The following is a 24,699-nucleotide window of genomic DNA, read 5'->3' on the forward strand; positions in this document are numbered from 1 at the left end:
CATGCAGATCGCCATCGTCCTGTTCGACCGCTTCACGGCCCTGGACGCGGTCGGTCCGTACGAGACCCTCAGCCGCCTTCCGGGCGCCGAGACCGTCTTCGTGGCGGAGCGCCCCGGCCCGGTGCGCAACGACAACGGTTCCCTCGCTCTCGTCGCCGACCGCGCCTTCGCCGACGTATCCGAGCCGGACGTCCTGGTCGTCCCGGGCGGCCCGGGCCAGAGCGCCCAGATGGAGAACGAGGTGCTCCTGGGCCGGCTGCGCTCCGCCGACGCCACGAGCACCTGGACGACGTCCGTGTGCACCGGCTCCCTCCTGCTCGCCGCCGCGGGGCTGATCAAGGGGCGCCGCGCCACCTCGCACTGGCTGGCCCTCGCGGAGCTGGAGAGGTTCGGCGCGAAGCCGACGGGGGAGCGGGTGGTGTTCGACGGCAAGTACGTCACGGCGGCCGGGGTCTCCTCCGGCATCGACATGGGGCTCGCCCTGGTCGGCCGGATCGCGGGCGAGGAGCAGGCCCAGTCCGTGCAGCTCCTCACGGAGTACGACCCTCAGCCGCCCTACGACGCCGGCTCCCCGCAGAAGGCCCCCGCGCACCTCGTCGAGGAGTTCCGCGCGGGCAGCCGTTTCAGCCAGTAGCGCCGTTCTGGGGGGCGCCGTCGCCGGGCGGCGTCCAGGTGAAGCGCGGTTCTCGGCGCTCCAGGAAGGCGGCGACCCCCTCGGCGGTGTCGCCGCCGGCCTGCGCCTGCTCGCCCCAGTGGGCATCCCGGTCAAGGCGCCCGGCCGCGAACTCCTTGGCCGCGGCCTGTGTCAGCTGCGAACGTGCGGCGAGGACGGCGGTGAACTCCGCCACCCGCTTGTCGAGCTCGCCCGCGGGCAGCACCTCGTCCACCAGGCCGGTACGCAGCGCACGCCCCGCGTCGATCAACTCGCCCGAGAACAAGAGGTACTTGGCGGACGCGGGGCCCACGAGCGACACCAGGCGCCGCGTCGACGAGGACGGATAGACGATCCCCAGCTTCGCCGGAGTGATCCCGAACAGGGCGCCCTCGTCCGCGAACCGCAGATCGCAGGCCGCCGCCAGCTGGCTTCCGCCCCCCACACAGTAGCCGCGCACCGCGGCCAGCGTCGGCTTGGGGAAGACCGCGAGTGCCTCCTCGGCCCGCACCGCCAGCTCCTGCGCCTCGCCGGGTGACTCCCGCAGCGAGGAGATGTCGGCGCCCGCGCAGAAGGTGCCGCCCTCTCCGGTCAGTACGACCGCCCGCACGGCCGGGTCGGCGGCGAGCCCGGCGAGCAGCGGCGGCACCTGACGCCACATGGACGCCGTCATGGCGTTGCGCTTCGCCGGATGGTCGATGACGACGGTGGCGACGCCGTGGGTGACGGCCTGCCTCAGCTGCGGCTCCATGTGCGGGATGCTATCCGCACTACTCGAACGTACGATCAAGAAGGGGCGGCCCGGAGAACGCTGAGCAGTGGGGGCAGCAGGACGGAGACGCTGATGGCCCGATCCAAGAGCGCCAAGGCCGCCGCACCCCGGGCCCAGGGCGCCAAGCAGCTCAACCGCAGCCTCGGCTGGCTGGCCCTGCTGGGTGCGATCCTGGCGGTCGCCGGGCTCGTGGGCCTCGTCTACACGGGCGTCGCCACCCTCACCTCCATGCTCCTCTTCGGCTGGCTGCTCCTGGTGGGTGGCTGTGTCGGTCTGCTGCACGCGGTGCAGTCGCGCGGCACGAACTTCTTCTGGCTCGGCGTGGTCGTGGCCGCCCTGAACCTCGCCGCCGGTGTCGTGATCATCCGCAGCCCGGATGTGGCGGCGGAGGCGCTGACGATGTTCGCCGCGCTGCTCTTCCTGACCGGTGGTGTCTTCCGGCTTGTCGGCAGCCTGGTGGTGCGCGGCCCGCAGTTCGGCTGGACGCTCGTGCAAGGTGCCTTCGGGCTCCTGCTCGGCATCCTGGTGCTCGGCAACTGGCCCAGCAGCAGCCAGTACGTGATCGGCTGCTTCTTCTCCCTCGCGCTGCTCTTCGACGGCCTCGGCCTGCTCGCCACGGGCCTGGGCGGGCGCCGGATCGTGAGCATGGTCGCGGAGGACCGGCCGCCGGGTCACGCGAACGGGCCGGACGACGCGAACGGCCCGGACGACGCGAACGACGCTGACGGCCCGAACAACCCGTACAACCCGAAGAACGCTTGAAGCGAAACGGCGAGAACAGGATCAGTCAGTCAACTGACGCGCTCGGGCGTCAGTGATCAAATGCCGTCGATAGTCGCTGACTTCTGGTCAGTCATAGGGTCCGGGCCAAGGCGTTCCCAACACTCGACACGTGGTGACAATCGAGCGCAGGGACGGCGACCGGACGATGGACGATGACGGGAGGGGGCCAGGCCCTCTCCCTCGGGAGCCCGGAAAAGTGCCGTACGAAGGCGTGTGGCGGTTCACCGCCGCCGCCGTGGACGCCTCGGTGCCCCAGGCACGGCACGCGGTGCGTGACCTCCTTGCCCGGCAGGGCGTGCCCGTGTCGGACGACCTCGTGCAGGGCCTGCTCCTGATTGTCTCCGAACTGGTCACCAACGCGGTGCGGCACGCGGCCCTGCTCTCGCCGATGCTCGCGGTGGAGGTGGCGGTCGGCGCCGAGTGGGTGCGGGTCTCCGTGGAGGACGACCACCCCTACCGCCCCACCGCCCTGGTGGCCGACCACGGCCAGACCGGCGGGCGGGGCCTTCTCCTGGTGCGCGAGATCACCCAGGAGGCGGGCGGAGCCTGCGACGTCGAACACACCGCGAGCGGGGGCAAGGTCATCTGGGCGGCCCTGCCCCTGAAGCCCGACGGAGCCGACCCGAACGGCAGTTGATTCACCAGCCGGGTCTCACCAGCCGGGTCTCACCAACCGGCGGAAGGCCCCGTGAGCTCGCGGACCGCGGGCCGGGCCGCGTCCAGGACGGTCATGAACCACGCGGAGAACGGCCCCTCCGCATGGCGCCGCGCCAGCTCGTCCGCCGTCACGAAGGCGGTCTCGCCGACCTCGGAGGGATCGGGGCGCAGCTCCGCCTGCACCATCCCCACGAAGAGGTGGTTGAACTCCTGCTCCACCAGACCGGAGTCGGGGTCCGGGTGGTTGTAGCGGACCGTGCCCGCCTCCGCGAGCAGCGAGGGCGAGACGCCCAGCTCCTCGTACGTCCGGCGCGCGGCGGCCGCGAACGGCGCCTCGCCGGGGTACGGGTGGCCGCAGCAGGTGTTCGACCAGACGCCGGGGGAGTGGTACTTGCCCAGGGCGCGCTGCTGCAGCAGGAGCCGGCCCTGCTCGTCGAAGAGGAAAACGGAGAACGCCCGGTGCAGCTGCCCGGGCGCCTGATGCGCGGAGAGTTTCTCCGCTGTGCCGATCGTCCTGCCGTCCTCGTCGACGAGTTCCAGCAAGATCGCTTCTCCGGTGCCGTTCGACGAGCTGTTCGCCGCGGTGGCAGGTGTGGTCGGCATACCCATCCTTCGCTTCGGTCTTCGAGCCTCAAGTCTGCCGCACGTGAGGGGCCCTCCCGGCAAGGAACCACCGGAAGCCACCCGCACCGGTGTCAGTGGCAGAGTTTCGCCTCGTGCTCCGCGTGGCCGACCGGCTCCAGCTGGAAGGTGCAGTGCTCGACGTCGAAGTGATCGCCCAGGCAGCCCTGAAGTTCGTGCAGCATCTTCTCGTTGCCGATCGCGTTCAGCGTCTCGGTGCTGACGACCACGTGCGCGGAGAGGACCGGCATCCCCGATGTGATGGTCCAGGCGTGCAGGTCGTGGACGTCCTCGACACCCGGCAGATCCAGTATGTGTGAGCGGACCTCAGCCATGTCGACGCCCTTCGGCGCGGACTCCAGGAGCACGTTCAGGGTCTCCCGCAGCAGCTTCACCGTACGCGGAACGATCATGAGGCCGATGACCAGCGAGGCGATCGGGTCCGCCGCCTGCCAGCCGGTCGTCAGGATGAGCACCGCCGCGACGATCACGGCCAGGGAGCCCAGCGCGTCGGCCATGACCTCCAGGAAGGCGCCCCGCACGTTCAGGCTGTCCTTCTGGCCGCGCATCAGGAGCGAGAGGGAGATCATGTTCGCCACCAGGCCGATGGCGCCGAAGACGATGGTCAGTCCGCCCTCGGTCTCGGCGGGCGTGATGAACCGCTGGACCGCCTCGAACAGGACGTAGCCGCCCACTCCGAGCAGCAGCAGACAGTTGGCGAGCGCCGCGAGGATCTCGGCGCGGGCGTAGCCGAAGGTGCGGTTCTCCGTCGCCGGACGGCCGGCGAACTGGATCGCAAGGAGCGCCATGCCGAGCCCGAGGGCGTCGGTCGCCATGTGCGTCGCGTCCGCGATGAGCGCGAGCGAATCCGCCATGAGTCCGCCGACGATCTCGACCACCATGACGGTGAGCGTGATCGAGAGCGCGATGCGCAGCCGCCCCCGGTACGCCGCTGTCGCCGTCCCCCCGTGTGTGTGTCCGTGGTCGTGCCCAGCCCCCATGGAAGCCGCCTCCGTGTGCTCGGTATCGGTCGTCTGTTCCCTGGCCGCGCGTCTGTCGCGATCACAGTGAACTACGGGCGGGGGGTATCCGGCAACACGGCACTGAACACCGTTGTCATATGCTCTGACCTGCGGAAATGATCGCAGGTCAGAGCGCTGACGGGGTCCTGACGTGATCAGGGGTGGCGCGCCTCGGGATGGTGGAGGCACCAGCCCGCCCATGCGGATTCGACCATCTCGCGCACCCCGCGCCGAGCCTTCCAGCCCAGCTTCTCGGCGGCCAGGCGCGCGTCCGCCACGGCGCGCGGCGCGTCGCCCTCGCGGCGCGGCTCGACGAGCGCCGGGCGGGTGTCGCCGGAGATCTCGCCGATGAGCGTGACGAGTTCGCGTACGGAAACGCCCTCGCCGCGGCCGATGTTCACCGTCAGGTCGCCCTCGGGATGGGCCTCGACGCGACGGGCCGCGGCGAGATGGGCGTCGGCGAGGTCGGCGACGTGGATGTAGTCGCGGACGCAGGTGCCGTCCGGGGTCGGGTGGTCGGCACCGAAGATCCGCGGCGCCTCGTCGCGCGTGAGCCGGTCGAAGACCATCGGGATCACGTTGTAGACCCCGGTGTCCGCGAGCTCGGGGGCCGTGGCGCCCGCCACGTTGAAGTAGCGCAAGCACACGGTCGCGATGGAGTGCGCCCGCCCGGCGGCCCGCACCAGCCACTCCCCGGCGAGCTTCGTCTCACCGTAGGGATTGATCGGCACGCAGGGAGTGTCCTCCGTCACCAGGTCGACGTCGGGCGGGTTGCCGTACACCGCGGCCGACGAGGAGAAGACGAACCGCTTGATGCCGGCCTCGGCCACCGCGTCGAGCAGCGTCACCAGGCCGCCGAGGTTCTCCCGGTAGTAGCGCAGCGGCTGCTCCACGGATTCGCCGACCTGCTTGCGGGCCGCGAGATGCACCACACCCGTCACCTCGTGCTCGGCGAACACCCGCCGCAACAGCTCGGCGTCGAGGGAAGAGCCCCTAATGAGAGGGATGTCCGCGGGGAGCCGCGCGGGCACCCCGGCCGAGACGTCGTCGAGGACGACGACCCGCTCCCCGGCGCCGGCCATCGCCCGCACCACATGTGCCCCGATATATCCCGCTCCACCTGTGATCATCCATGTCATGGGCGTCGACTTTATGTCGTTTGTGCCGGTCGCATGAAGTGCGGTTTGTGGGTGCCGCCTCCGATCGACCATGATGATCGAGTTGGCGGAGGCCTCTGCAGGTCCCGCTTATGGGGCCGTAAACGGGCGGTGAACGCCCGCTTCCCAACATCCGATAGCCTCTGCCGACGTGCCGCCCGGCCGCTGCCGGCCAGGGGCGCCCCTCATCACGCACGTGCCCGGCGCGAGCCGCGCCGGCAATCAAGGAGTGAGTTCGTCTGTCGACCGCCATCCTGACCGGTCAGCCGGTCCCCGGGTCGCCGCTCGAAGGCGATCTGCGGTCCCTGGGGTTTGACGTCCGGGTCGCGTCCGACGCGGCGGACACCGAGACGCTGCTCGCCGCCGTCCCGGCCGGGCAGCGCGTCGCGGTCGTCGACGCGCGCTTCGTGGGCCACGTCCACGCGCTCCGCCTCGGTCTGACGGACCCGCGCTTCGCCGCGTCGGCCGTCCCCGGCGCCGTCACCGCGCAGCCCGAGGCCCGCGCCGACCTGACGCGCGCGCTGCGGGCCACCACCGGCTCCGGCAACGGCGGCGGCTCCGCCGTGACGGTGGAGGCGCTCGCGGACCACGTGGCCGAGGCCGTCGAAGCCGAAGGCCGCGCGCTCCACCGCCCCGACCTCGGCACCCTCGTCGCCACCGTGCCCAGCGATCCGCAGGCGCGGAACGAGGCACGCCAGGCGGTCGCCGCCGTCGACGACGAAGCCGTACGCCTGCGCACGGCCGTCAAGTCGCGGGACGGCTTCTTCACGACGTACTGCATCTCTCCTTACTCGCGCTACATCGCCCGCTGGTGCGCGCGCCGCGGTCTCACCCCGAACCAGGTCACCACCGCCTCGCTGCTCGTCGCCCTGATCGCGGCGGGCTGCGCGGCCACCGGTACCCGCGGCGGCTTCGTCGCGGCCGGCCTGCTGCTGCTCTTCTCCTTCGTCCTGGACTGCACGGACGGGCAGCTCGCCCGCTACTCCCTGCAGTACTCGACGCTGGGCGCCTGGCTCGACGCGACCTTCGACCGGGCCAAGGAGTACGCCTACTACGCGGGCCTCGCGCTCGGCGCCGCCCAAGGCGGTGACGACGTATGGGCGCTGGCGCTCGGCGCGATGGTCCTGCAGACCGGCCGCCACGTCGTGGACTTCTCCTTCAACGAGGCGAATCACGACGCCACCGCCAACACCAGCCCCACCGCAGCCCTTTCGGACAAGCTCGACAGCGTCGGCTGGACCGTCTGGCTGCGCCGGATGATCGTGCTGCCGATCGGCGAGCGCTGGGCGCTGATCGCCGTACTCACCGCGGTGACCACCCCGCGCATCACCCTGATCGTGCTGCTCATCGGCTGCGGCCTCGCCGCCTGTTACACCACGGCGGGCCGTGTCCTGCGCTCGCTCACCCGCAGGGCCACCCGCACCGACCGCGCCGCACAGGCACTCGCGGACCTGGCCGACACCGGGCCGCTCGCGTCCTCCTTCGCCGCACTCAGGCTCGGCGGCCTCTCGCTGCCCGCGCCGGTCCTCGCCCTCACCGGCGGCGCCGTGGTCGCGTGCGTGGCGGGACTCACGTCGTACGGCAGCCCGTGGGTGGTCGTCGCCGCGGTGATCTACGTCGTCACTTCGGGGCTCGCCGTCGCCCGCCCCCTCAAGGGCGCCCTCGACTGGCTGGTGCCGCCGTTCTTCCGCGCGGCCGAGTACGGCACGATCCTGCTGCTCGCCGCCAACGCGGACGTGAACGGCGCTTTGCCCGCGGCTTTCGGACTGGTGTCCGCTGTCGCCTACCATCACTACGACACGGTGTACCGCATTCGCGGCGACGCGGGCGCGCCGCCGCAGTGGCTGGTGCGGGCGATCGGCGGGCATGAGGGCAGGACGCTCGTGGTCGCTCTCGCCGCCACGCTGCTCACCGACACAGATTTCACCGTCGCGCTCACGGCGCTCGCCGTGGCCGTGGCACTTGTGGTGCTCGTCGAGAGCATCCGCTTCTGGGTGACCGCCCATAAACGCGGAGCACCCGCCGTACACGATGAAGGAGAACCCGCATGATCGGCCTTGTGCTGGCGGCCGGCGCCGGACGGCGTCTTCGCCCCTACACCGACACGCTTCCCAAGGCCCTGGTGCCGGTCGACGGTGACACCACCATCCTCGACCTGACCCTCGGCAACTTTGCGGAGATCGGTCTGACCGAGGTCGCGATCATCGTCGGCTACAAGAAGGAAGCGGTCTACGACCGCAAGGCGGCCCTTGAGGAGAAGTACGGCCTCAAGCTCACGCTGATCGACAACGACAAGGCCGAGGAGTGGAACAACGCCTACTCCCTCTGGTGCGGTCGTGACGCGATCAAGCACACGGTGATCCTCGCCAACGGCGACACCGTGCACCCCGTCTCCGTCGAGAAGACGCTGCTCGCCGCCCGCGGCGACGGCAAGAAGATCATCCTCGCCCTCGACACGGTGAAGAACCTCGCCGACGAGGAGATGAAGGTCATCGTGGACCCCGAGAAGGGCGTCCAGAAGATCACCAAGCTGATGGACCCGGCGTCCGCCACCGGTGAGTACATCGGTGTCACGCTCATCGAGGGCGACGCCGCCGAGCAGCTGGCCGACGCCCTGAAGACGACCTTCGAGCGCGACCCCGACCTCTACTACGAGGACGGCTACCAGGAGCTCGTCAACCGCGGCTTCAAGATCGACGTGGAGCCGATCGGCGACATCAAGTGGGTCGAGATCGACAACCACGACGACCTCGCCAAGGGCCGGGAGATCGCGTGCCAGTACTGACGAGGCTCATCCCCTCGCCGGTCGTCGTGGACATCCGGCCGGGGGCGCTCAACGACCTGGCCGGTGTCCTGGCCGACCAGCGGATCTGCTCGTCAACCGGCAAGCTCGCCATCGCCATCAGCGGGGGCTCCGGCGCGGTGCTCCGTCAGCGGCTCGAACCGCAGCTGCCCACCGCCGAGTGGTTCGAGGTGGGCGGTGGCACGCTCGATGACGCCATCAAGCTCGCCGACGCCATCAAGAAGGGCCGTTACGACGCGGTCGTGGGCCTCGGCGGCGGCAAGATCATCGACTGCGCCAAGTTCGCCGCCGCGCGCGTCGGCCTGCCGCTGGTCGCCGTCGCGACGAACCTGTCGCACGACGGCCTGTGCTCGCCGGTCGCCACGCTCGACAACGACGCGGGCCGCGGCTCGTACGGAGTGCCGAACCCCATCGCGGTCGTCATCGACCTCGACGTGATCCGTGAGGCCCCCGTACGGTTCGTGCGCTCCGGCATCGGCGACGCCCTGTCCAACATCTCCGCGATCGCGGACTGGGAGCTCGCCGCCCGTGAGCGCGGCGAGGACATCGACGGTCTCGCGGCCGCGATGGCGCGCCAGGCGGGCGAAGCGGTCCTGCGCCACCCCGGTGGCGTCGGCGACGACGCCTTCTTGCAGGTCCTCGCCGAGGGTCTGGTCCTCACCGGCATCGCGATGTCCGTGTCGGGCGACTCCCGCCCGGCGTCCGGCGCCTGCCACGAGATCAACCACGCCTTCGACCTCCTCTTCCCCAAGCGCGCCGCCAGCCACGGCGAGCAGTGCGGCCTGGGCGCGGCCTTCGCGATGTTCCTGCGTGGAGCGCGCGAGGAGTCGCTGTACATGGTGGAGGTGCTGCGCAGGCACGGCCTCCCCGTGACTCCGGAGGAGATCGGCTTCACCGTGGACGAGTTCGTCCAGGTCGTGGAGTACGCCCCGCAGACGCGCCCCGGGCGCTACACGATCCTCGAGCACCTCAATCTGAATTCCGACCAGATCAAGGACGCATACGCCGACTATGCCAAGGCCATCGGTAGCTGAACTCCGCCCCGTCGTTCACCCCGCAGGGGTGAAGGACCGGCGCAGCGGTGAGCACTGGGCGGGACGCCTGTACATGCGAGAGATCTCGCTGCGCTGCGACCGCTACCTGGTGAACACCAGGATCACGCCCAACCAGCTCACGTATCTGATGACCGTGGCCGGCGCCCTCGCCGCCCCGGCGCTTCTGGTGCCGGGGATCACGGGCGCCGTGCTCGGCGTGATCATGGTCCAGCTGTATCTCCTGCTCGACTGCGTCGACGGCGAGATCGCACGCTGGCGCAAGCAGTACTCCATGGCCGGGGTATACCTCGACCGGGTCGCCGCCTACCTGTGCGACGCCGCGGTCCTGGTCGGCTTCGGCCTGCGGGCGGCGGACCTGTGGGGCTCGGGCCGCATCGACTGGCTGTGGGCCTTCCTCGGCACGCTCGCCGCGCTCGGCGCCATCCTGATCAAGGCGGAGACCGACCTCGTCGGTGTCGCCCGCCACCAGCAGGGCCTGGCGCCGGTCAAGGAGTCGGCCTCCGAGCCGCGCTCGTCCGGCATGGCCCTGGCCCGCAAGGCAGCGGGCGCGCTGAAGTTCCACCGCCTGGTCCTCGGCATCGAGGCGTCCCTGCTGATCCTGGTCCTCGCGATCGTGGACTCGGTCCGCGGCGACCTGCTCTTCTCCCGGATCGGTGTCGCCGTCCTCGCCGGCATCGCCCTGCTCCAGACCCTGCTGCACCTCGTGTCCATCCTCGCCTCCAGCAGGCTGAAGTGAGTGCGGCGGGGAGCCGGCCCCTGAAGGTCGGCGCGGTCATCATCACCATGGGCAACCGGCCGCAGGAGCTGCGCGCCCTGCTCGACTCGGTCGCCAAGCAGGACGGCGACCCGGTCGAGGTGGTGGTCGTCGGCAACGGCGCTCCCGTGCCCGACGTCCCCGAGGGCGTACGCACCGTCGAACTGCCCGAGAACCTCGGCATCCCGGGCGGCCGCAACGTCGGCATCGAGGCGTTCGGCCCCGGCGGCACGGACGTCGACGTCCTTCTCTTCCTCGACGACGACGGCCTGCTGGCCAACACGGACACGGCCCAGCTGTGCCGCGAGGCCTTCGCCGCCGACCCGAAGCTCGGCATCATCAGCTTCCGCATCGCCGACCCGGACACCGGGGAGACCCAGCGCCGCCACGTCCCACGCCTGCGCGCGGCCGACCCGATGCGCTCCTCGCGCGTGACGACCTTCCTCGGCGGCGCCAACGCTGTCCGTACGAAGGTCATGGCCGAGGTCGGCGGACTGCCCGACGAGTTCTTCTACGCCCACGAGGAGACCGACCTCGCCTGGCGCGCCCTGAACGCGGGCTGGATGATCGACTACCGCGCCGACATGGTGCTCCTCCACCCGACGACCGCCCCTTCGCGGCACGCGGTCTACCACCGGATGGTCGCCCGCAACCGCGTCTGGCTCGCCCGCCGCAACCTGCCCGCGCTCCTGGTCCCGGTCTACCTTGGTGTGTGGATGCTCCTGACCCTGGCCAGGAAGCCCTCGGGCCCCGCGCTCAAGGCCTGGTTCGGCGGCTTCAAGGAGGGCTGGACGACGCCTTGCGGACCGCGCAGGCCGATGAAGTGGCGTACGGTGTGGCGCCTGACCCGACTGGGCCGACCTCCTGTCATCTGACAAGCTCGGGTCTGAGAACATCTGGGCCATACCCCGGTCCCTGGCCCACGCCTACGCCCGACCGGCTGCGCATCTGAAGACGAAAGTTTCCACTCGTGAGTGAGACAACGCATGACGGTGGAGTCGCGGTGACAGCGTCCCCGTCGACACCGCCGCCCGATGACGGGCTCTCCCGGGCCGATCTCGCCGCCAAGTACGGTCTGACCGTCAGCGGCGCGCGGCCCGGACTTTTCGAGTACGTCCACCAGCTCTGGGGACGGCGCCACTTCATCCTCGCCTTCTCGCAGGCCAAGCTGACCGCCCAGTACAGCCAGGCCAAGCTCGGCCAGCTGTGGCAGGTGGCGACGCCGCTCCTGAACGCGCTCGTCTACTTCTTGATCTTCGGTCTGATCCTGGAGGCCGACCGGGGCTTCGAACGCGAGGTCTACATCCCGTTCCTGGTCACCGGTGTCTTCGTCTTCACCTTCACCCAGAGCTCGGTGATGGCGGGTGTCCGGGCGATCGCGGGCAATCTCGGTCTGGTGCGCGCCCTGCACTTCCCGCGGGCCTCGCTGCCGATCTCGTTCTCGCTGCAGCAGCTCCAGCAGCTGCTGTTCTCGATGATCGTGCTGTTCGTGATCACGATCGGCTTCGGCAGCTACCCCAAGCTGACGTGGCTGCTGATCGTGCCCGCCCTGGCCCTGCAGTTCCTGTTCAACACGGGCCTGGCAATGATCATGGCCAGGCTGGGAAGCAAGACTCCCGACCTCGCTCAGCTGATGCCGTTCGTGATGCGTACGTGGATGTACGCATCCGGCGTGATGTTCTCCATCCCGGTCATGCTCGAGGGCAAGCCCGCGTGGATCGCCGACATCCTGCAGTGGAACCCGGCGGCCATCTACATGGACCTGATGCGCTTCGCGCTCATCGACGGGTACGGCAAGGAGTACCTCCCGTTGGGTTACTGGACCTGGGCGATCGCCGCGGGCTGGGCCGTGCTGGTCGCCGTCGGCGGCTTCGTGTACTTCTGGAAGGCTGAGGAGCGTTACGGCCGTGGCTGATGAGACCCCCCTCCACAAGGTCGACAAGGGCGACAGGACGCACATCCCCACCGTCATCGCCGACGAGCTGCACATCGTCTACCGCGTGAACGGCGCGAAGACGGGCAAGGGCAGTGCCACCTCCGCCCTGAGCCGCATCATCAGGCGCGGCGAGGAGCGGGGCGTACGCAAGGTGCACGCCGTGCGCGGCGTCAGCTTCACCTCCTACCGTGGCGAGGCCATCGGCCTGATCGGCTCGAACGGCTCCGGCAAGTCGACCCTGCTCCGTGCCATCGCGGGTCTGCTGCCCGCGGAGAAGGGCAAGGTCTACACCGACGGCCAACCCTCGCTGCTCGGCGTGAACGCGGCCCTGATGAACGACCTGACGGGCGAGCGCAATGTCATACTCGGCGGGCTCGCGATGGGTATGACGCGCGAGCAGATCAGGGAGCGCTACCAGGAGATCGTCGACTTCTCCGGCATCAACGAGAAGGGCGACTTCATCACCCTGCCGATGCGCACGTACTCGTCGGGCATGGCGGCCCGCCTGCGCTTCTCCATCGCGGCCGCCAAGGACCACGACGTACTGATGATCGACGAGGCGCTGGCGACGGGCGACCGCAAGTTCCAAAAGCGCTCCGAGGCTCGCATCCGCGAGCTCCGCAAGGAGGCCGGCACGGTCTTCCTCGTCAGCCACAACAACAAGTCCATCCGTGACACCTGCGACCGCGTGCTGTGGCTGGAACGCGGCGAGCTGCGCATGGACGGGCCGACCGACGAGGTCATAAAGGAGTACGAGAAGTTCACGGGCAAGTAGGCCCCTGCCGTACGCCCGAATGCACCAGGGCCCCGCCGGAGTCAACCCGGCGGGGCCCTGTCGCGTCCTGAGACTCGGCTGACCCGTTGGATGCCTCAAGTCTCTTGCGCCGAGGGAAGTTTGATGACAATCGGTGTGTTGTTGTGATGCGCGGAACACCCCGACGACGCAGGCTGCGTTGTACAACGTAAGCTGTAGCGGTGCTGATTCGCGGCAAGTGGGGCGATATCGCGCGGCGCCCCGGCTCGTGGCACGGTCCGCCTCGCGGAGCTCCGGGCGGCGTGTCCGAAATGGGATGTATTGGGTCGGCAGTGTAGAACGGGAGATGTGACGGCAATGGCTACGGAGGATCTCCAGCTGCGCGACGCATCCGCCGTCCTAGCGAAGGCCGCGGACGAGAACTTCCCCGTGGCGCCCTTCTTCCTGCCCCGCGCCTGGCGCGACGACCTCATGGCCGTATACGGCTACGCCCGTCTCGTCGACGACATCGGCGACGGCGACCTGGCCCCCGGCGGCGCCGACGCCCGCCATCTCGGCGTGGACCCCGAGGCCGCCGAGGACCGGTCGGCTCTCCTGGACGCCTTCGAGGCCGATCTGCACCGGGTCTTCGACTCGGCGTCCGGTCAGCCCCGGCACCCGCTGATGCGCGCCCTGCAGCCCACGGTGCGGCGCTGTCACCTCACGCCCGAACCCTTCCTCGGATTGATCGAGGCCAACCGTCAGGACCAGCTCGTCGCGCGCTACGAGACGTACGACGACCTCCTCGCCTACTGCGAGCTGTCCGCGAACCCCGTGGGGCGGCTGGTCCTCGGCATCACCGGCACCGCGACGCCGGAGCGGATCCGCCGCTCGGACGCGGTGTGTACCGCCCTCCAGATCATCGAGCACTTGCAGGACGTCGCCGAGGACCTGGCGCAAGGCCGCGTCTACCTGCCGGCCGAGGACATGAAGCGATTCCATGTCACGGAGCGGGATCTGGCCGCACCGACAGCAGGCGCATCGGTGCGCGCGCTGGTTGCATATGAAGCAGAACGCGCCCGCTGCCTCCTGAATGAAGGCACCCCCCTGGTGGGTAGCGTCCACGGCAGGCTGAAGGTGCTGCTTGCAGGTTTCGTGGCTGGGGGGAGGGCGGCGGTCTCCGCGATCGTCGCCGCCGGATACGACGTACTTCCTGGACCGCCGAAGCCCACCAAAGCGCGTTTGCTGCGCGAGGTGGGGGCGGTTCTGCGAGGAGAGGGGTGAGCCGGACCGTGGAGTCAGGCCCGAACGTGTCCGCGCCGGTACTCGCCGCATACAGCTACTGCGAGGCCGTCACAGGGCAGCAGGCACGCAATTTCGCGTACGGCATCAGGCTGCTGCCGATGCCCAAGCGCCGCGCCATGTCGGCGCTCTACGCCCTCTCGCGGCGCGTGGACGACATCGGCGACGGCGCGCTCGCGCCGGACGTCAAGGCCGACCGCCTCGACGAGACCCGGGCCCTCCTCGCCCGGATCCGCGACGGCAAGGTGGACGAGGACGACACCGACCCCGTGGCGGTCGCGCTCGCGCACGCCGCGACCCACTTCCCCATCCCGCTCGGCGGGCTCGACGAACTGATCGACGGGGTCCTGATGGACGTCCGCGGCGAGACGTACGAGACCTGGGAAGACCTCAAGGTCTACTGCCGGTGTGTGGCGGGGGCCATCGGGCGGCTCTCGCTCGGCGTGTTCGGCACGGAGCGGGGGGCGCTGAATGCCGAGCGCGCGCCGGAGTATGCCGACACGCTCGGGCTCGCGCTCCAACTCACCAACATCCTCCGTGACGTGCGCGAGGACGCGGCGGGCGGCCGTACGTATCTGCCCGCCGACGACCTCGCCAAGTTCGGCTGCTCCGCCGGGTTCTCGGGCTCCGAGCCGCCCGCCGGATCCGACTTCGCCGGGCTCGTGCACTTCGAGGTGCGCAGGGCGCGGGCGCTGTTCGCCGAGGGGTACCGCCTCCTTCCCATGCTCGACCGGCGCAGCGGGGCCTGTGTCGCCGCCATGGCGGGCATCTACCGGCGGCTTCTCGACCGCATCGAGCGGGAGCCCGAGGCGGTGCTGCGCGGTCGCGTCTCGCTGCCGGGCCACGAAAAGGCGTACGTCGCCGTGCGCGGGCTCTCCGGTCTCGACGCGCGCACCATCTCCCGACAGACCGTCAGGAGGCGTACGTGATGGGCATCCACGGCGATTGCGGTGAACGCAGGGCAAGCCCCTGCAACCGGTGGGCAACCCTCCGCCGTGCCCAGGCGTCCCAGACTGCAACCGCCGAGGGGGAAAGCGCATGAGCCAGGACGACATCGGGTCGGCCGCGGAGTCCGACGCGAACGCGGGCCGGGGGGCCGCCGTGGTGGTCGGCGGCGGTCTCGCGGGCATCACCGCGGCGCTGTCCCTCGCCGACGCGGGACTGCGTGTGACGCTGCTCGAAGGACGGCCGCGCCTCGGCGGGCTCGCCTTCTCCTTCAAGCGCGGCGAACTGACCGTCGACAACGGCCAGCACGTCTATCTGCGCTGCTGCACCGCCTACCGCTGGTTCCTCGACCGCGTCGAGGGCGCGGAACTCGCGCCCTTGCAGGAACGTCTCGACGTGCCCGTACTCGACGCCGACCGCAACCGACTCGGACGCCTGCGCCGCACCGCGCTGCCCGTGCCACTGCACCTGGCGGCGAGCCTCGCCACGTACCCGCATCTGTCGCTCGCGGAGCGCGCCAACGTGGGGCGCGCCGCGCTCGCCCTGAAGGGACTCGACCCGGCCGACCCCGAGCTGGACAAACAGGACTTCGGGAGCTGGCTCGCCGCGCACGGCCAGTCGGCGCGCGCCATCGAGGCCCTGTGGGACCTGGTCGGTGTGGCCACGTTGAACGCCGTCGCGGGGGACTCCTCGCTGGGGCTCGCCGCGATGGTCTTCAAGACCGGGCTGCTCTCACAGCCGGGCGCCGCCGACATCGGCTGGGCCCATGTGCCCCTCGGTGATCTCCATGACACGCTCGCCCGCAAGGCGCTCGACTCCGCGGGCGTGCGAACCGAACTGAGGGCACGAGTCACCTCCATCTCCCGTACGGGGAACGGTGGTTGGCGGGTCGAAGTTCCCGGCGAGACGATCGAGGTGGAGACCGTCGTGCTCGCCGTGCCGCAGCACGAGGCCCACGATCTGCTCCCGGACGGCGCCCTCGACGAGCCCGACCGGCTGCTCGACATCGACACAGCGCCGATCCTCAACATCCACGTCGTGTACGACCGCAAGGTGCTCAAGCGGCCCTTCTTCGCGGCCATCGGCTCGCCGGTGCAGTGGGTCTTCGACCGGACCGACGCCTCCGGGCTCACCGAGGGCCAGTACGTCGCGCTGTCCCAGTCCGCCGCCCAGGACGAGATCGACGCTCCCGTCGCCGCGCTGCGCGAGCGCTATCTGCCCGAACTCGAGCGGCTGCTGCCCGCCGCGCACGGCGCCGAGGTGCGGGACTTCTTCGTGACCCGGGAGCGCACGGCGACGTTCGCGCCGACTCCCGGTGTGGGCCGCCTGCGGCCCGGTGCTCGTACCAAGGCTCCCGGCCTCTACCTGGCCGGGGCGTGGACCGCCACAGGGTGGCCCGCGACCATGGAGAGCGCCGTCCGCAGTGGCATCAGTGCCGCCGGGGCAGCTCTCTCCACACTCGACCGCCCACGCGATCACCTCTTCGACGTCGAGGAGGCCGCGTGACGCTAGACCTTCTGGGGTCAGGTCCCCAGAAATCCAGCACCGGAACAAGAGGAGAGACTGTGCCGACTGTGCCCTCGGCCGAATCGGCTGCCGACACGGTGGACGTGACCTCGCTGCTCGAGCGCGGAAGGACGCTGGCCACCCCGGTGCTGCGGTCCGCCGTGGACCGCCTCGCGCCGCCCATGAACACCGTCGCCGCCTACCACTTCGGCTGGATCGACGCCGAGGGCAATCCGTCGGACGGCGACGGCGGCAAGGCCGTGCGCCCCGCGCTCGCCCTGCTCTCCGCGGAGGCGGCCGGCGCCGCGCCGGAAGTCGGCGTACCCGGAGCTGTCGCCGTCGAACTGGTGCACAACTTCTCGTTGCTGCACGACGATCTGATGGACGGCGACGAGCAGCGCCGGCATCGCGACACCGTGTGGAAGGTGCACGGTCCGGCCCAGGCCATCCTCGTCGGCGACGCCCTCTTCGCGCTCGCCAACGAGATCCTCCTGGAGATCGGCACCGTCGAGGCGGGCCGCGCCACGCGCCGTCTGACCACCGCGACCCGTGCCCTGATCGACGGCCAGGCGCAGGACATCTCCTACGAGCACCGCGAGCGGGTCACCGTCGAGGAGTGCCTGGAGATGGAGGGCAACAAGACGGGCGCTCTGCTCGCCTGCGCCGTCTCCATCGGCGCGGTACTCGGCGGTGCCGACGACCGCACCGCCGACGTCCTGGAGAAGTACGGCTACCACCTCGGCCTCGCCTTCCAGGCCGTGGACGATCTGCTCGGCATCTGGGGCGACCCGGAGGCCACCGGCAAGCAGACCTGGAGCGACCTTCGCCAGCGTAAGAAGTCGCTGCCGGTCGTGGCCGCTCTCGCCGCGGGCGGGCCCGCCTCCGAGCAGCTCGGCGAACTGCTCGCGGCCGACGCCAAGAGCAATGACTTCGACAGCTTCTCCGAGGAGGAGTTCGCCGCGCGCGCCGCCCTGATCGAGCAGGCGGGCGGCCGTGAGTGGACCGCCGAGGAGGCCCGGCGCCAGCACACCATCGCCATCGAGGCCCTGGACACCGTCCAGATGCCGGACCGGGTACGGGCGCAGCTCGTCGCGCTCGCCGACTTCGTCGTCGTACGGAAGAGATGATCACTATCGAGCAGATATAGGACTCGCAGTCGCCGGCCGGCGCCCAGCGCGTCGGCCGACGGCGGACCCACAGCAGAGAAGACGACTGCACGAAGGGGAAGCCATGACAGCGACGACCGACGGAAGCACCGGAGCGGCGACGCCCCGCGCAACCTCGGCCAGCAAGCCACTCGACCACGCCGCCGCGACCACAGGGCCACGTGACGCCGCCGCGCGCGCCATACAACGCTCCACCGAGTTCCTGCTCGGACAGCAGGACGTCCAGGGCTGGTGGAAGGGCGACCTCGACACGAACGTGACGATGGACGCCGAAGACCTGCTGCTCCGCCAGTTCCTGGGAATCCGGGACGAGGAGACCACGCGCGCCGCCGCGCTCTTCATCCGCGGCGAGCAGTCTGAGGACGGAACCTGGGCCACCTTCTTCGGGGGACCCGGCGAACTCTCCACCACCATCGAGGCATACGTCGCGCTGCGCTTGGCGGGCGACGCCCCCGACGACCCGCACATGGCGAAGGCCTCCGCCTGGATCCGTGACCAGGGCGGCATCGCCGAGAGCCGCGTCTTCACCCGCATCTGGCTCGCCCTGTTCGGCTGGTGGAAGTGGGAAGACCTGCCCGAACTCCCGCCGGAACTCATCTACTTCCCCAAGTGGCTGCCCCTCAACATCTACGACTTCGGGTGCTGGGCCCGGCAGACGATCGTGCCGCTCACGATCGTGTCCGCCAAACGCCCCGTCCGCCCCGCCCCCTTCCCGCTGGACGAGCTGCACAGCGACGCGCGCCTGCCGAACCCCGACAAGCCGCCGGCCCCTATGGGCAGTTGGGACGGCGTCTTCCAGCGCCTGGACAAGGCGCTGCACCTCTACCACAAGGTCGCCCCGCGCAAGGTGCGCAAGGCCGCGATGAACAGTGCCGCTCGCTGGATCATCGAACGCCAGGAGAACGACGGCTGCTGGGGCGGCATCCAGCCGCCCGCCGTCTACTCCGTGATCGCGCTGCATCTGCTCGGCTACGATCTGGAACACCCGGTCCTCAAGGCGGGCCTGGCCTCGCTCGACCGGTTCGCGGTGTGGCGCGAGGACGGCGCACGGATGATCGAGGCATGCCAGTCTCCGGTCTGGGACACCTGCCTCGCGACCATCGCGCTCGCCGACGCGGGTGTGCCCGCCGACCACCCGCAGCTCATCAAGGCCGCGGACTGGATGCTCGCCGAGGAGATCACGCGACCCGGCGACTGGTCCGTCCGCAGGCCCCAACTGGCCCCGGGCGGCTGGGCGTTCGAGTTCCACAACGACAACTACCCGGACATCGACGACACCGCCGAGGTCGTCCTGGCCCTGCGCCGGGTCGACCACCCGGACCGCGCGCGCCTGGAGAACGCCATCAGCCGCGGGGTGCGCTGGAATCTCGGCATGCAGTCGAAGAACGGCGCCTGGGGGGCGTTCGACGCGGACAACACGAGCCCGTTTCCCAACCGGCTGCCGTTCTGCGACTTCGGCGAGGTCATCGACCCGCCGTCGGCCGACGTCACCGGGCACGTCGTAGAGATGCTCGCCATCGAGGGCAAGGCCCACGACCCGCGCACCCGGCGTGGCATCGAGTGGCTGCTCGGGGAACAGGAGCCGGACGGCTCGTGGTTCGGCCGCTGGGGCGTCAACTACGTATACGGGACAGGGTCCGTGGTGCCCGCGCTCGCAGCGGCGGGCCTGCCCGGCTCACATCCCGCGCTGCGCCGCGCCGTCGGCTGGCTGGAGTCGGTGCAGAACGACGACGGAGGGTGGGGCGAGGACCTGCGCTCGTACCGCTACGAGGAGTGGCGGGGCCACGGCGCCTCCACCGCGTCACAGACCGCCTGGGCGCTGCTCGCGCTGCTCGCCGCGGGGGAGCGGGACTCCAAGGCCGTGGAGCGGGGCGTCGCCTGGCTCGCCGAGACGCAGCGGGACGACGGTTCCTGGGACGAGCCGTACTTCACCGGCACCGGCTTCCCCTGGGACTTCTCCATCAACTACCACCTCTACCGGCAAGTGTTCCCGCTCACCGCCCTCGGCCGGTACGTCAACGGGGAGCCGTTCGCCGGCCTCTCCACCAAGGGGGGCTGATGGGCCGGTCCCCGGCCGTGCCGGACCCCGCACCGCTGCTGATCGCCTGCGCGCTCGGCATCGAGCGCCTCGCCCTGCGCACGGGCGACCGCGGGGGCGCGAACGGGCGGGTCGCCCTGCTCCGTACGGGCATGGGCCCCAAGAACGCCGAGCGCGCCGTCACCGGCGCCCTCGGCGAGGAACCGCTGCGCCACGCCGCCGTCGTGGCCACCGGTTTCTGCGCCGGGCTCGCCCCCGGCATGCACCCCGGCGACCTGATCGTGGCCGACGAGACCCGCGACGCACGCGGCAGCACACCCTGCGTCGGCACCGATCTCCTGGTCAAGGAGCTGGAGCGGGCCATGCCAGGCCGCACCGTGCACACCGGACCGCTCACCGGCTCCGACCATGTCGTCCGCGGACATGAACGCGCCGGCCTGCTCGCCACGGGCGCGATCGCTGCGGACATGGAGTCCGCCGCGACGCTGCACAGCGCGCTGCGGGCGGGAGACCGCCCCGTTGCCGCCGTCCGGGTGGTCGTGGACACCCCACAGCACGAACTCGTCCGCATCGGCACGGTACGCGGTGGAATATCAGCTTTCCGTGTTCTTCGTGCCGTGCTTCCCGCATTTTTCGAATGGCACCGTTCTTCTTTGCTCCCTCGGAGGTGAGCCAGATGGCCATGCCGCTGCGCCAGACCATCAAGGTCGCGACGTATCTCTTTGAACAGAAGCTCCGCAAGCGTGAGAAGTTTCCGCTGATCGTCGAGTTGGAGCCGCTCTTCGCGTGCAATCTCGCGTGCGAGGGATGCGGAAAGATCCAGCACCCGGCCGGAGTGCTCAAGCAGCGCATGCCGGTGGCCCAGGCCGTGGGCGCCGTGCTCGAATCCGGTGCGCCGATGGTGTCCATCGCCGGTGGCGAACCGCTGATGCACCCTCACATCGATGAGATCGTGCGGCAGTTGGTGGCGAAGAAGAAGTACGTCTTCCTCTGCACCAACGCCATGCTGCTGCGCAAGAAGCTGGAGAAGTTCACCCCTTCCCCGTACTTCGCGTTCGCCGTGCACATCGACGGAATGCGGGAGCGGCACGACGAATCCGTCGCGAAGGAAGGCGTGTTCGACGAGGCGGTGGAGGCCATCAAGGAAGCCAAGAAGCACGGTTTCCGGGTCACCACCAACTCGACCTTCTTCAGCAACGACACCCCGCAGAACATCATCGAGGTCCTCAACTTCCTCAACGACGAGTTGCAGGTCGACGAGATGATGCTGTCGCCCGCCTACGCCTACGAGAAGGCACCGGACCAGGAACACTTCCTGGGCGTCGACCAGACCCGCGAACTCTTCAAGAAGGCCTTCGCGGGCGGCAACAGGCGGCGCTGGCGCCTCAACCACTCGCCGCTGTTCCTCGACTTCCTGGAGGGCAAGGCGGACTTCCCGTGCACCGCGTGGGCGATCCCCAACTACTCGCTCTTCGGCTGGCAGCGCCCCTGCTACCTGATGAGCGACGGGTACGTCCCGACGTACAAGGAACTCATCGAGGAGACCGACTGGAGCAAGTACGGCCGCGGCAAGGACCCGCGGTGCGCCAACTGCATGGCGCACTGCGGCTACGAACCGACCGCCGTCCTGGCCACCATGGGCTCCCTGAAGGAGTCCATCCGCGCCGCCCGTGAGACGGTCTCCGCGAACCGCGCGGGGTGACGTCATGACCCCTGGAACGCCTGTCGCACTGGGCCTTCCTGAGCTGCCGGTCCGGCCGATCGCGGAGCGCCGCCTCTCGCGGCGCATCGAGGTCGGTCCGGTGGCCGTGGGGGGCGGCGCACCGGTGTCGGTGCAGTCGATGACGACGACGCGTACGTCCGACATCGGGGCGACGCTGCAGCAGATCGCCGAACTCACGGCGTCCGGCTGCCAGATCGTGCGGGTGGCGTGTCCGACGCAGGACGACGCGGACGCCCTCGCGACGATCGCGCGCAAGTCGCAGATCCCCGTCATCGCCGACATCCACTTCCAGCCGAAGTACGTCTTCGCCGCGATCGACGCCGGATGTGCGGCGGTGCGGGTGAATCCCGGGAACATCAAGCAGTTCGACGACAAGGTGCGCGAGATCGCGCGCGCCGCGTCGGCGGCGGGTACGCCGATCCGGATCGGCGTGAACGCGGGCTCCCTGGACGCGCGTCTCCTCAAGAAGTACGGCAAGGCCACCCCCGAAGCGCTGGTCGAGTCGGCGCTGTGGGAGGCGTCGCTCTTCGAGGAGCACGGCTTCGGGGACATCAAGATCTCGGTCAAGCACAACGACCCGGTGGTCATGGTCAACGCCTACCGCCAGCTCGCCGCGGCGTGCGACTACCCGCTGCACCTCGGCGTGACGGAGGCCGGTCCGGCCTTCCAGGGCACGATCAAGTCGGCGGTCGCCTTCGGCGCGCTGCTCTCCGAGGGCATCGGCGACACGATCCGCGTCTCGCTCTCGGCCCCTCCGGCGGAGGAGGTCAAGGTCGGGATACAGATCCTGGAGTCGCTGAACCTGCGCCAGAGGCGTCTGGAGATCGTCTCCTGCCCGTCCTGCGGCCGCGCCCAGGTGGATGTGTACAAGCTGGCCGACGAGGTCACGGCAGGCCTGGACGGCATGGAAGTGCCGCTGCGTGTCGCCGTCATGGGGTGTGTCGTGAACGGGCCGGGGGAGGCCCGCGAGGCCGACCTCGGCGTCGCGTCCGGCAACGGCAAGGGGCAGATCTTCGTCAAGGGCGAGGTCATCAAGACCGTGCCCGAGTCGAAGATCGTGGAGACCCTCATCGAAGAGGCGCTGAAGATCGCCGCGCAGATGCAGGACGACGGCGTCGCCTCAGGGGTGCCGGACGTCACCGTGAGCTGAGTTCAACCAGAGAGGGGGCCGAGCATGACCATTCTGGAATCCATTCGGGGGCCGCGTGACCTGAAGGCGCTGACCGAGGACGAGCTCGACGAACTGGCCGAGGAGATCCGGGAGTTCCTGGTGCACGCGGTCGCCAGGACCGGAGGCCATCTCGGCCCCAATCTGGGGGTGGTGGAACTCTCCATCGCCCTCCACCGGGTCTTCGAGTCGCCGGTCGACCGCATCGTGTGGGACACCGGACACCAGAGCTACGTACACAAACTCCTGACCGGCCGGCAGGACTTCTCCAAGCTGCGCGGCAAGGGCGGTCTGTCCGGTTACCCCTCGCGCGCGGAGTCCGAGCACGACATCGTCGAGAACAGCCACGCGTCGACCGCGCTCGGCTGGGCCGACGGCCTTGCCAAGGCGCGCCAGGTCCTGCGGGAGCGGGGCCATGTCATCGCCGTCATCGGGGACGGCGCGCTCACCGGCGGCATGGCGTGGGAGGCGCTCAACAACATCGCGGCCGCGAAGGACCGGCCGTTGATCATCGTCGTCAACGACAACGAACGTTCGTACGCCCCCACCATCGGCGGCCTCGCCAACCACCTCGCCACGCTGCGCACGACCGACAGCTACGAACAGGTCCTGGCCTGGGGCAAGGACATACTCCAGCGCACACCCGTCGTCGGGCACACGCTGTACGAGTCACTGCACGGCGCCAAGAAGGGGTTCAAGGACGCCTTCGCGCCGCAAGGCATGTTCGAGGATCTGGGCCTGAAGTACGTCGGGCCGATCGACGGGCACGACACCGGCGCCGTCGAGTCGGCACTGCGACGTGCGAAACGCTTCCACGGTCCCGTCATCGTCCACTGCCTGACCGAGAAGGGCCGCGGTTACGAGCCCGCCCTGGCCGACGAGGCCGACCGCTTCCACACCGTCGGGGTGATGGACCCGCTGACCTGCGAGCCGCTCGCGCCCTCCAACGGCCCGTCCTGGACCTCGGTGTTCGGCGACGAGATCGTACGCATCGGGGCCGAACGCGAAGACGTGGTCGCGATCACCGCTGCCATGCCGGGTCCGGTCGGCCTGACGAAGTTCGCCCAGTCCTACCCCGACCGGGTGTGGGACGTCGGGATCGCGGAACAGCACGCCACGGTGTCCGCGGCCGGACTCGCGACAGGGGGCCTGCATCCCGTCGTCGCCGTCTACGCCACCTTCCTCAACCGCGCCTTCGACCAGCTTCTGATGGATGTCGCGCTGCACGAGTGCGGTGTCACCTTCGTCCTCGACCGGGCCGGGATCACGGGCGTCGACGGGGCCTCGCACAACGGCATGTGGGACATGTCGATCCTCCAGGTCGTTCCAGGGCTGCGGATCGCCGCGCCACGCGACGCCGACCAACTGCGCGCGCAGCTGCGGGAGGCGGTCGCCGTGGACGACGCGCCGACGCTCGTGCGCTTCCCCAAGGAGTCGGTGGGGCCCTCGATTCCAGCGGTGGACCGGATCGGCGGGATGGACGTGCTGAGCCAGGACCGGCAGGGCGCCGACACCGACGTGCTGTTGGTGGCCGTGGGAGTGATGGCGCCCGTCTGCCTGCAGGCCGCGGAGTTGCTGCGGGAGCGGGGCCTTGGCTGCACCGTGGTCGACCCGCGCTGGGTCAAGCCGGTCGACGCCGAACTGCCCGCCCTCGCCGCGGCGCACCGTGTCGTGGGGGTCGTCGAGGACAACAGCCGGGCGTCCGGGGTCGGCGCGGCAGTCGCCCTCGCGCTGAGTGATGCCGAAGTCGACGTCCCCGTACGGCGGTTCGGCATCCCCGAACAGTTCCTCGCGCACGCCAAACGGGCCGAGGTGCTCGCGGACCTCGGGCTCACCCCCGTCGAGATCGCGGGCCGGATCAGCGCCACACTGGCAGCCAAGGAGCATGGAGCATGACCAAGGAGCA

Annotated in this window: 24 protein-coding genes; 19 read left to right on the forward strand and 5 right to left on the reverse strand. The window is 70.0% G+C overall.

Annotation, left to right across the window (positions count from 1 at the left end):
- Window position 1 precedes the first annotated feature (1 nt).
- The gene (locus tag AB0I94_RS37070) at window positions 2-634 is read left to right on the forward strand and encodes a DJ-1/PfpI family protein (RefSeq protein ID WP_363314197.1); all 633 of its coding nucleotides are present in this window, start codon (window positions 2-4) and stop codon (window positions 632-634) included.
- On the opposite strand, the gene AB0I94_RS37075 is transcribed toward AB0I94_RS37070, so the two are convergent.
- Complete coding sequence (locus AB0I94_RS37075) at window positions 624-1,403, reverse strand: enoyl-CoA hydratase-related protein (protein WP_363314198.1); 780 nt, start codon at window positions 1,401-1,403, stop codon at window positions 624-626. The genes AB0I94_RS37070 and AB0I94_RS37075 overlap by 11 nt on opposite strands.
- Window positions 1,404-1,496: 93 nt before the next feature.
- On the opposite strand from AB0I94_RS37075, the gene AB0I94_RS37080 reads away from it, so the two are divergent.
- A complete protein-coding gene (locus tag AB0I94_RS37080) occupies window positions 1,497-2,186 on the forward strand; it encodes a DUF308 domain-containing protein (RefSeq protein ID WP_363314199.1) in 690 nt (229 codons plus the stop codon).
- Between the two features lie 166 nt (window positions 2,187-2,352).
- A complete protein-coding gene (locus AB0I94_RS37085) occupies window positions 2,353-2,844 on the forward strand; it encodes an ATP-binding protein (RefSeq protein WP_363314266.1) in 492 nt (163 codons plus the stop codon).
- A gap of 29 nt (window positions 2,845-2,873) precedes the next feature.
- Here AB0I94_RS37085 and idi read toward each other — a convergent pair whose 3' ends face one another.
- The 4 genes from idi to AB0I94_RS37105 all read right to left on the reverse strand — a co-directional run bounded on the left by idi (window position 2,874) and on the right by AB0I94_RS37105 (window position 6,080).
- Window positions 2,874-3,467, reverse strand: coding sequence for an isopentenyl-diphosphate Delta-isomerase (gene idi / locus AB0I94_RS37090; protein WP_363314200.1), 594 nt, complete (start codon window positions 3,465-3,467; stop codon window positions 2,874-2,876).
- A 92-nt stretch (window positions 3,468-3,559) separates the two neighbouring features.
- Window positions 3,560-4,486: a cation diffusion facilitator family transporter gene (locus AB0I94_RS37095; protein WP_363314201.1), complete on the reverse strand. Its 927-nt coding sequence runs from the start codon at window positions 4,484-4,486 to the stop codon at window positions 3,560-3,562.
- A gap of 176 nt (window positions 4,487-4,662) precedes the next feature.
- The gene (galE, locus tag AB0I94_RS37100) at window positions 4,663-5,646 is read right to left on the reverse strand and encodes a UDP-glucose 4-epimerase GalE (RefSeq protein ID WP_363314202.1); all 984 of its coding nucleotides are present in this window, start codon (window positions 5,644-5,646) and stop codon (window positions 4,663-4,665) included.
- A 206-nt stretch (window positions 5,647-5,852) separates the two neighbouring features.
- Complete coding sequence (locus AB0I94_RS37105) at window positions 5,853-6,080, reverse strand: hypothetical protein (RefSeq protein ID WP_363314203.1); 228 nt, start codon at window positions 6,078-6,080, stop codon at window positions 5,853-5,855.
- On the opposite strand from AB0I94_RS37105, the gene AB0I94_RS37110 reads away from it, so the two are divergent.
- The 16 genes from AB0I94_RS37110 (at window position 6,072) to dxs (ending at window position 24,689) form a co-directional block, all read left to right on the forward strand.
- On the forward strand, window positions 6,072-7,715 hold the full coding sequence (locus tag AB0I94_RS37110; protein WP_363314204.1) for a DUF5941 domain-containing protein: 1,644 nt from the start codon (window positions 6,072-6,074) through the stop codon (window positions 7,713-7,715). The genes AB0I94_RS37105 and AB0I94_RS37110 overlap by 9 nt on opposite strands.
- A complete protein-coding gene (locus AB0I94_RS37115; protein WP_363314205.1) occupies window positions 7,712-8,449 on the forward strand; it encodes a phosphocholine cytidylyltransferase family protein in 738 nt (245 codons plus the stop codon). The genes AB0I94_RS37110 and AB0I94_RS37115 overlap by 4 nt, the downstream gene beginning before the upstream one ends.
- Window positions 8,437-9,501 carry an iron-containing alcohol dehydrogenase family protein gene (locus AB0I94_RS37120; RefSeq protein ID WP_363314206.1) on the forward strand — a complete coding sequence of 355 codons (1,065 nt, stop codon included), beginning with the start codon at window positions 8,437-8,439 and terminating at the stop codon, window positions 9,499-9,501. The genes AB0I94_RS37115 and AB0I94_RS37120 overlap by 13 nt, the downstream gene beginning before the upstream one ends.
- Window positions 9,479-10,258 (forward strand): CDP-alcohol phosphatidyltransferase family protein, encoded by a 780-nt coding sequence (locus tag AB0I94_RS37125; protein ID WP_363314207.1) that lies wholly within the window; start codon window positions 9,479-9,481, stop codon window positions 10,256-10,258. The genes AB0I94_RS37120 and AB0I94_RS37125 overlap by 23 nt, the downstream gene beginning before the upstream one ends.
- A 20-nt stretch (window positions 10,259-10,278) precedes the next feature.
- On the forward strand, window positions 10,279-11,151 hold the full coding sequence (locus AB0I94_RS37130; protein ID WP_363314267.1) for a glycosyltransferase: 873 nt from the start codon (window positions 10,279-10,281) through the stop codon (window positions 11,149-11,151).
- A 95-nt stretch (window positions 11,152-11,246) separates the two neighbouring features.
- A complete protein-coding gene (locus tag AB0I94_RS37135; protein ID WP_363314208.1) occupies window positions 11,247-12,191 on the forward strand; it encodes an ABC transporter permease in 945 nt (314 codons plus the stop codon).
- Window positions 12,184-12,987 carry an ABC transporter ATP-binding protein gene (locus AB0I94_RS37140; protein ID WP_363314209.1) on the forward strand — a complete coding sequence of 268 codons (804 nt, stop codon included), beginning with the start codon at window positions 12,184-12,186 and terminating at the stop codon, window positions 12,985-12,987. The genes AB0I94_RS37135 and AB0I94_RS37140 overlap by 8 nt, the downstream gene beginning before the upstream one ends.
- 336 nt (window positions 12,988-13,323) lie before the next feature.
- Complete coding sequence (gene hpnC / locus AB0I94_RS37145) at window positions 13,324-14,229, forward strand: squalene synthase HpnC (protein WP_363314210.1); 906 nt, start codon at window positions 13,324-13,326, stop codon at window positions 14,227-14,229.
- The gene (hpnD, locus tag AB0I94_RS37150) at window positions 14,226-15,176 is read left to right on the forward strand and encodes a presqualene diphosphate synthase HpnD (RefSeq protein ID WP_363314211.1); all 951 of its coding nucleotides are present in this window, start codon (window positions 14,226-14,228) and stop codon (window positions 15,174-15,176) included. Before hpnC ends, hpnD begins: the two co-directional genes overlap by 4 nt.
- Window positions 15,177-15,225: 49 nt before the next feature.
- Window positions 15,226-16,698, forward strand: coding sequence for a hydroxysqualene dehydroxylase HpnE (gene hpnE / locus AB0I94_RS37155; RefSeq protein WP_363314212.1), 1,473 nt, complete (start codon window positions 15,226-15,228; stop codon window positions 16,696-16,698).
- Window positions 16,695-17,825 (forward strand): polyprenyl synthetase family protein, encoded by a 1,131-nt coding sequence (locus AB0I94_RS37160; RefSeq protein WP_363314213.1) that lies wholly within the window; start codon window positions 16,695-16,697, stop codon window positions 17,823-17,825. The genes hpnE and AB0I94_RS37160 overlap by 4 nt, the downstream gene beginning before the upstream one ends.
- A gap of 103 nt (window positions 17,826-17,928) precedes the next feature.
- Window positions 17,929-19,923 (forward strand): squalene--hopene cyclase, encoded by a 1,995-nt coding sequence (gene shc, locus AB0I94_RS37165; RefSeq protein ID WP_363314214.1) that lies wholly within the window; start codon window positions 17,929-17,931, stop codon window positions 19,921-19,923.
- Window positions 19,923-20,573 (forward strand): 1-hydroxy-2-methyl-2-butenyl 4-diphosphate reductase, encoded by a 651-nt coding sequence (locus AB0I94_RS37170; RefSeq protein ID WP_363314215.1) that lies wholly within the window; start codon window positions 19,923-19,925, stop codon window positions 20,571-20,573. Before shc ends, AB0I94_RS37170 begins: the two co-directional genes overlap by 1 nt.
- A 5-nt stretch (window positions 20,574-20,578) precedes the next feature.
- On the forward strand, window positions 20,579-21,604 hold the full coding sequence (hpnH, locus tag AB0I94_RS37175; protein WP_363314216.1) for an adenosyl-hopene transferase HpnH: 1,026 nt from the start codon (window positions 20,579-20,581) through the stop codon (window positions 21,602-21,604).
- A gap of 4 nt (window positions 21,605-21,608) precedes the next feature.
- A complete protein-coding gene (gene ispG, locus AB0I94_RS37180) occupies window positions 21,609-22,775 on the forward strand; it encodes a flavodoxin-dependent (E)-4-hydroxy-3-methylbut-2-enyl-diphosphate synthase (protein WP_363314217.1) in 1,167 nt (388 codons plus the stop codon).
- 24 nt (window positions 22,776-22,799) lie between these two features.
- Complete coding sequence (dxs, locus tag AB0I94_RS37185; RefSeq protein WP_363314218.1) at window positions 22,800-24,689, forward strand: 1-deoxy-D-xylulose-5-phosphate synthase; 1,890 nt, start codon at window positions 22,800-22,802, stop codon at window positions 24,687-24,689.
- The last annotated feature ends 10 nt before the right edge of the window (window positions 24,690-24,699 follow it).

Source organism: Streptomyces sp. NPDC050147, from assembly GCF_040660195.1.
Taxonomy (GTDB): Bacteria; Actinomycetota; Actinomycetes; order Streptomycetales; family Streptomycetaceae; genus Streptomyces.

Excerpts from the sequence above, each read along its gene's own strand:
- AB0I94_RS37070 (WP_363314197.1), top strand. The coding sequence starts at position 2 with ATGCAGATCGCCATCGTCCTGTTCGACCGCTTCACGGCCCTGGACGCG.
- AB0I94_RS37075 (WP_363314198.1), bottom strand. The coding sequence starts at position 1,403 with ATGGAGCCGCAGCTGAGGCAGGCCGTCACCCACGGCGTCGCCACCGTC.
- AB0I94_RS37080 (WP_363314199.1), top strand. The coding sequence starts at position 1,497 with ATGGCCCGATCCAAGAGCGCCAAGGCCGCCGCACCCCGGGCCCAGGGC.
- AB0I94_RS37085 (WP_363314266.1), top strand. The coding sequence starts at position 2,353 with ATGGACGATGACGGGAGGGGGCCAGGCCCTCTCCCTCGGGAGCCCGGA.
- idi (WP_363314200.1), bottom strand. The coding sequence starts at position 3,467 with ATGCCGACCACACCTGCCACCGCGGCGAACAGCTCGTCGAACGGCACC.
- AB0I94_RS37095 (WP_363314201.1), bottom strand. The coding sequence starts at position 4,486 with ATGGGGGCTGGGCACGACCACGGACACACACACGGGGGGACGGCGACA.
- galE (WP_363314202.1), bottom strand. The coding sequence starts at position 5,646 with ATGACATGGATGATCACAGGTGGAGCGGGATATATCGGGGCACATGTG.
- AB0I94_RS37115 (WP_363314205.1), top strand. The coding sequence starts at position 7,712 with ATGATCGGCCTTGTGCTGGCGGCCGGCGCCGGACGGCGTCTTCGCCCC.
- AB0I94_RS37125 (WP_363314207.1), top strand. The coding sequence starts at position 9,479 with ATGCCAAGGCCATCGGTAGCTGAACTCCGCCCCGTCGTTCACCCCGCA.
- hpnC (WP_363314210.1), top strand. The coding sequence starts at position 13,324 with ATGGCTACGGAGGATCTCCAGCTGCGCGACGCATCCGCCGTCCTAGCG.
- shc (WP_363314214.1), top strand. The coding sequence starts at position 17,929 with ATGACAGCGACGACCGACGGAAGCACCGGAGCGGCGACGCCCCGCGCA.
- AB0I94_RS37170 (WP_363314215.1), top strand. The coding sequence starts at position 19,923 with ATGGGCCGGTCCCCGGCCGTGCCGGACCCCGCACCGCTGCTGATCGCC.
- hpnH (WP_363314216.1), top strand. The coding sequence starts at position 20,579 with ATGGCCATGCCGCTGCGCCAGACCATCAAGGTCGCGACGTATCTCTTT.
- ispG (WP_363314217.1), top strand. The coding sequence starts at position 21,609 with ATGACCCCTGGAACGCCTGTCGCACTGGGCCTTCCTGAGCTGCCGGTC.
- dxs (WP_363314218.1), top strand. The coding sequence starts at position 22,800 with ATGACCATTCTGGAATCCATTCGGGGGCCGCGTGACCTGAAGGCGCTG.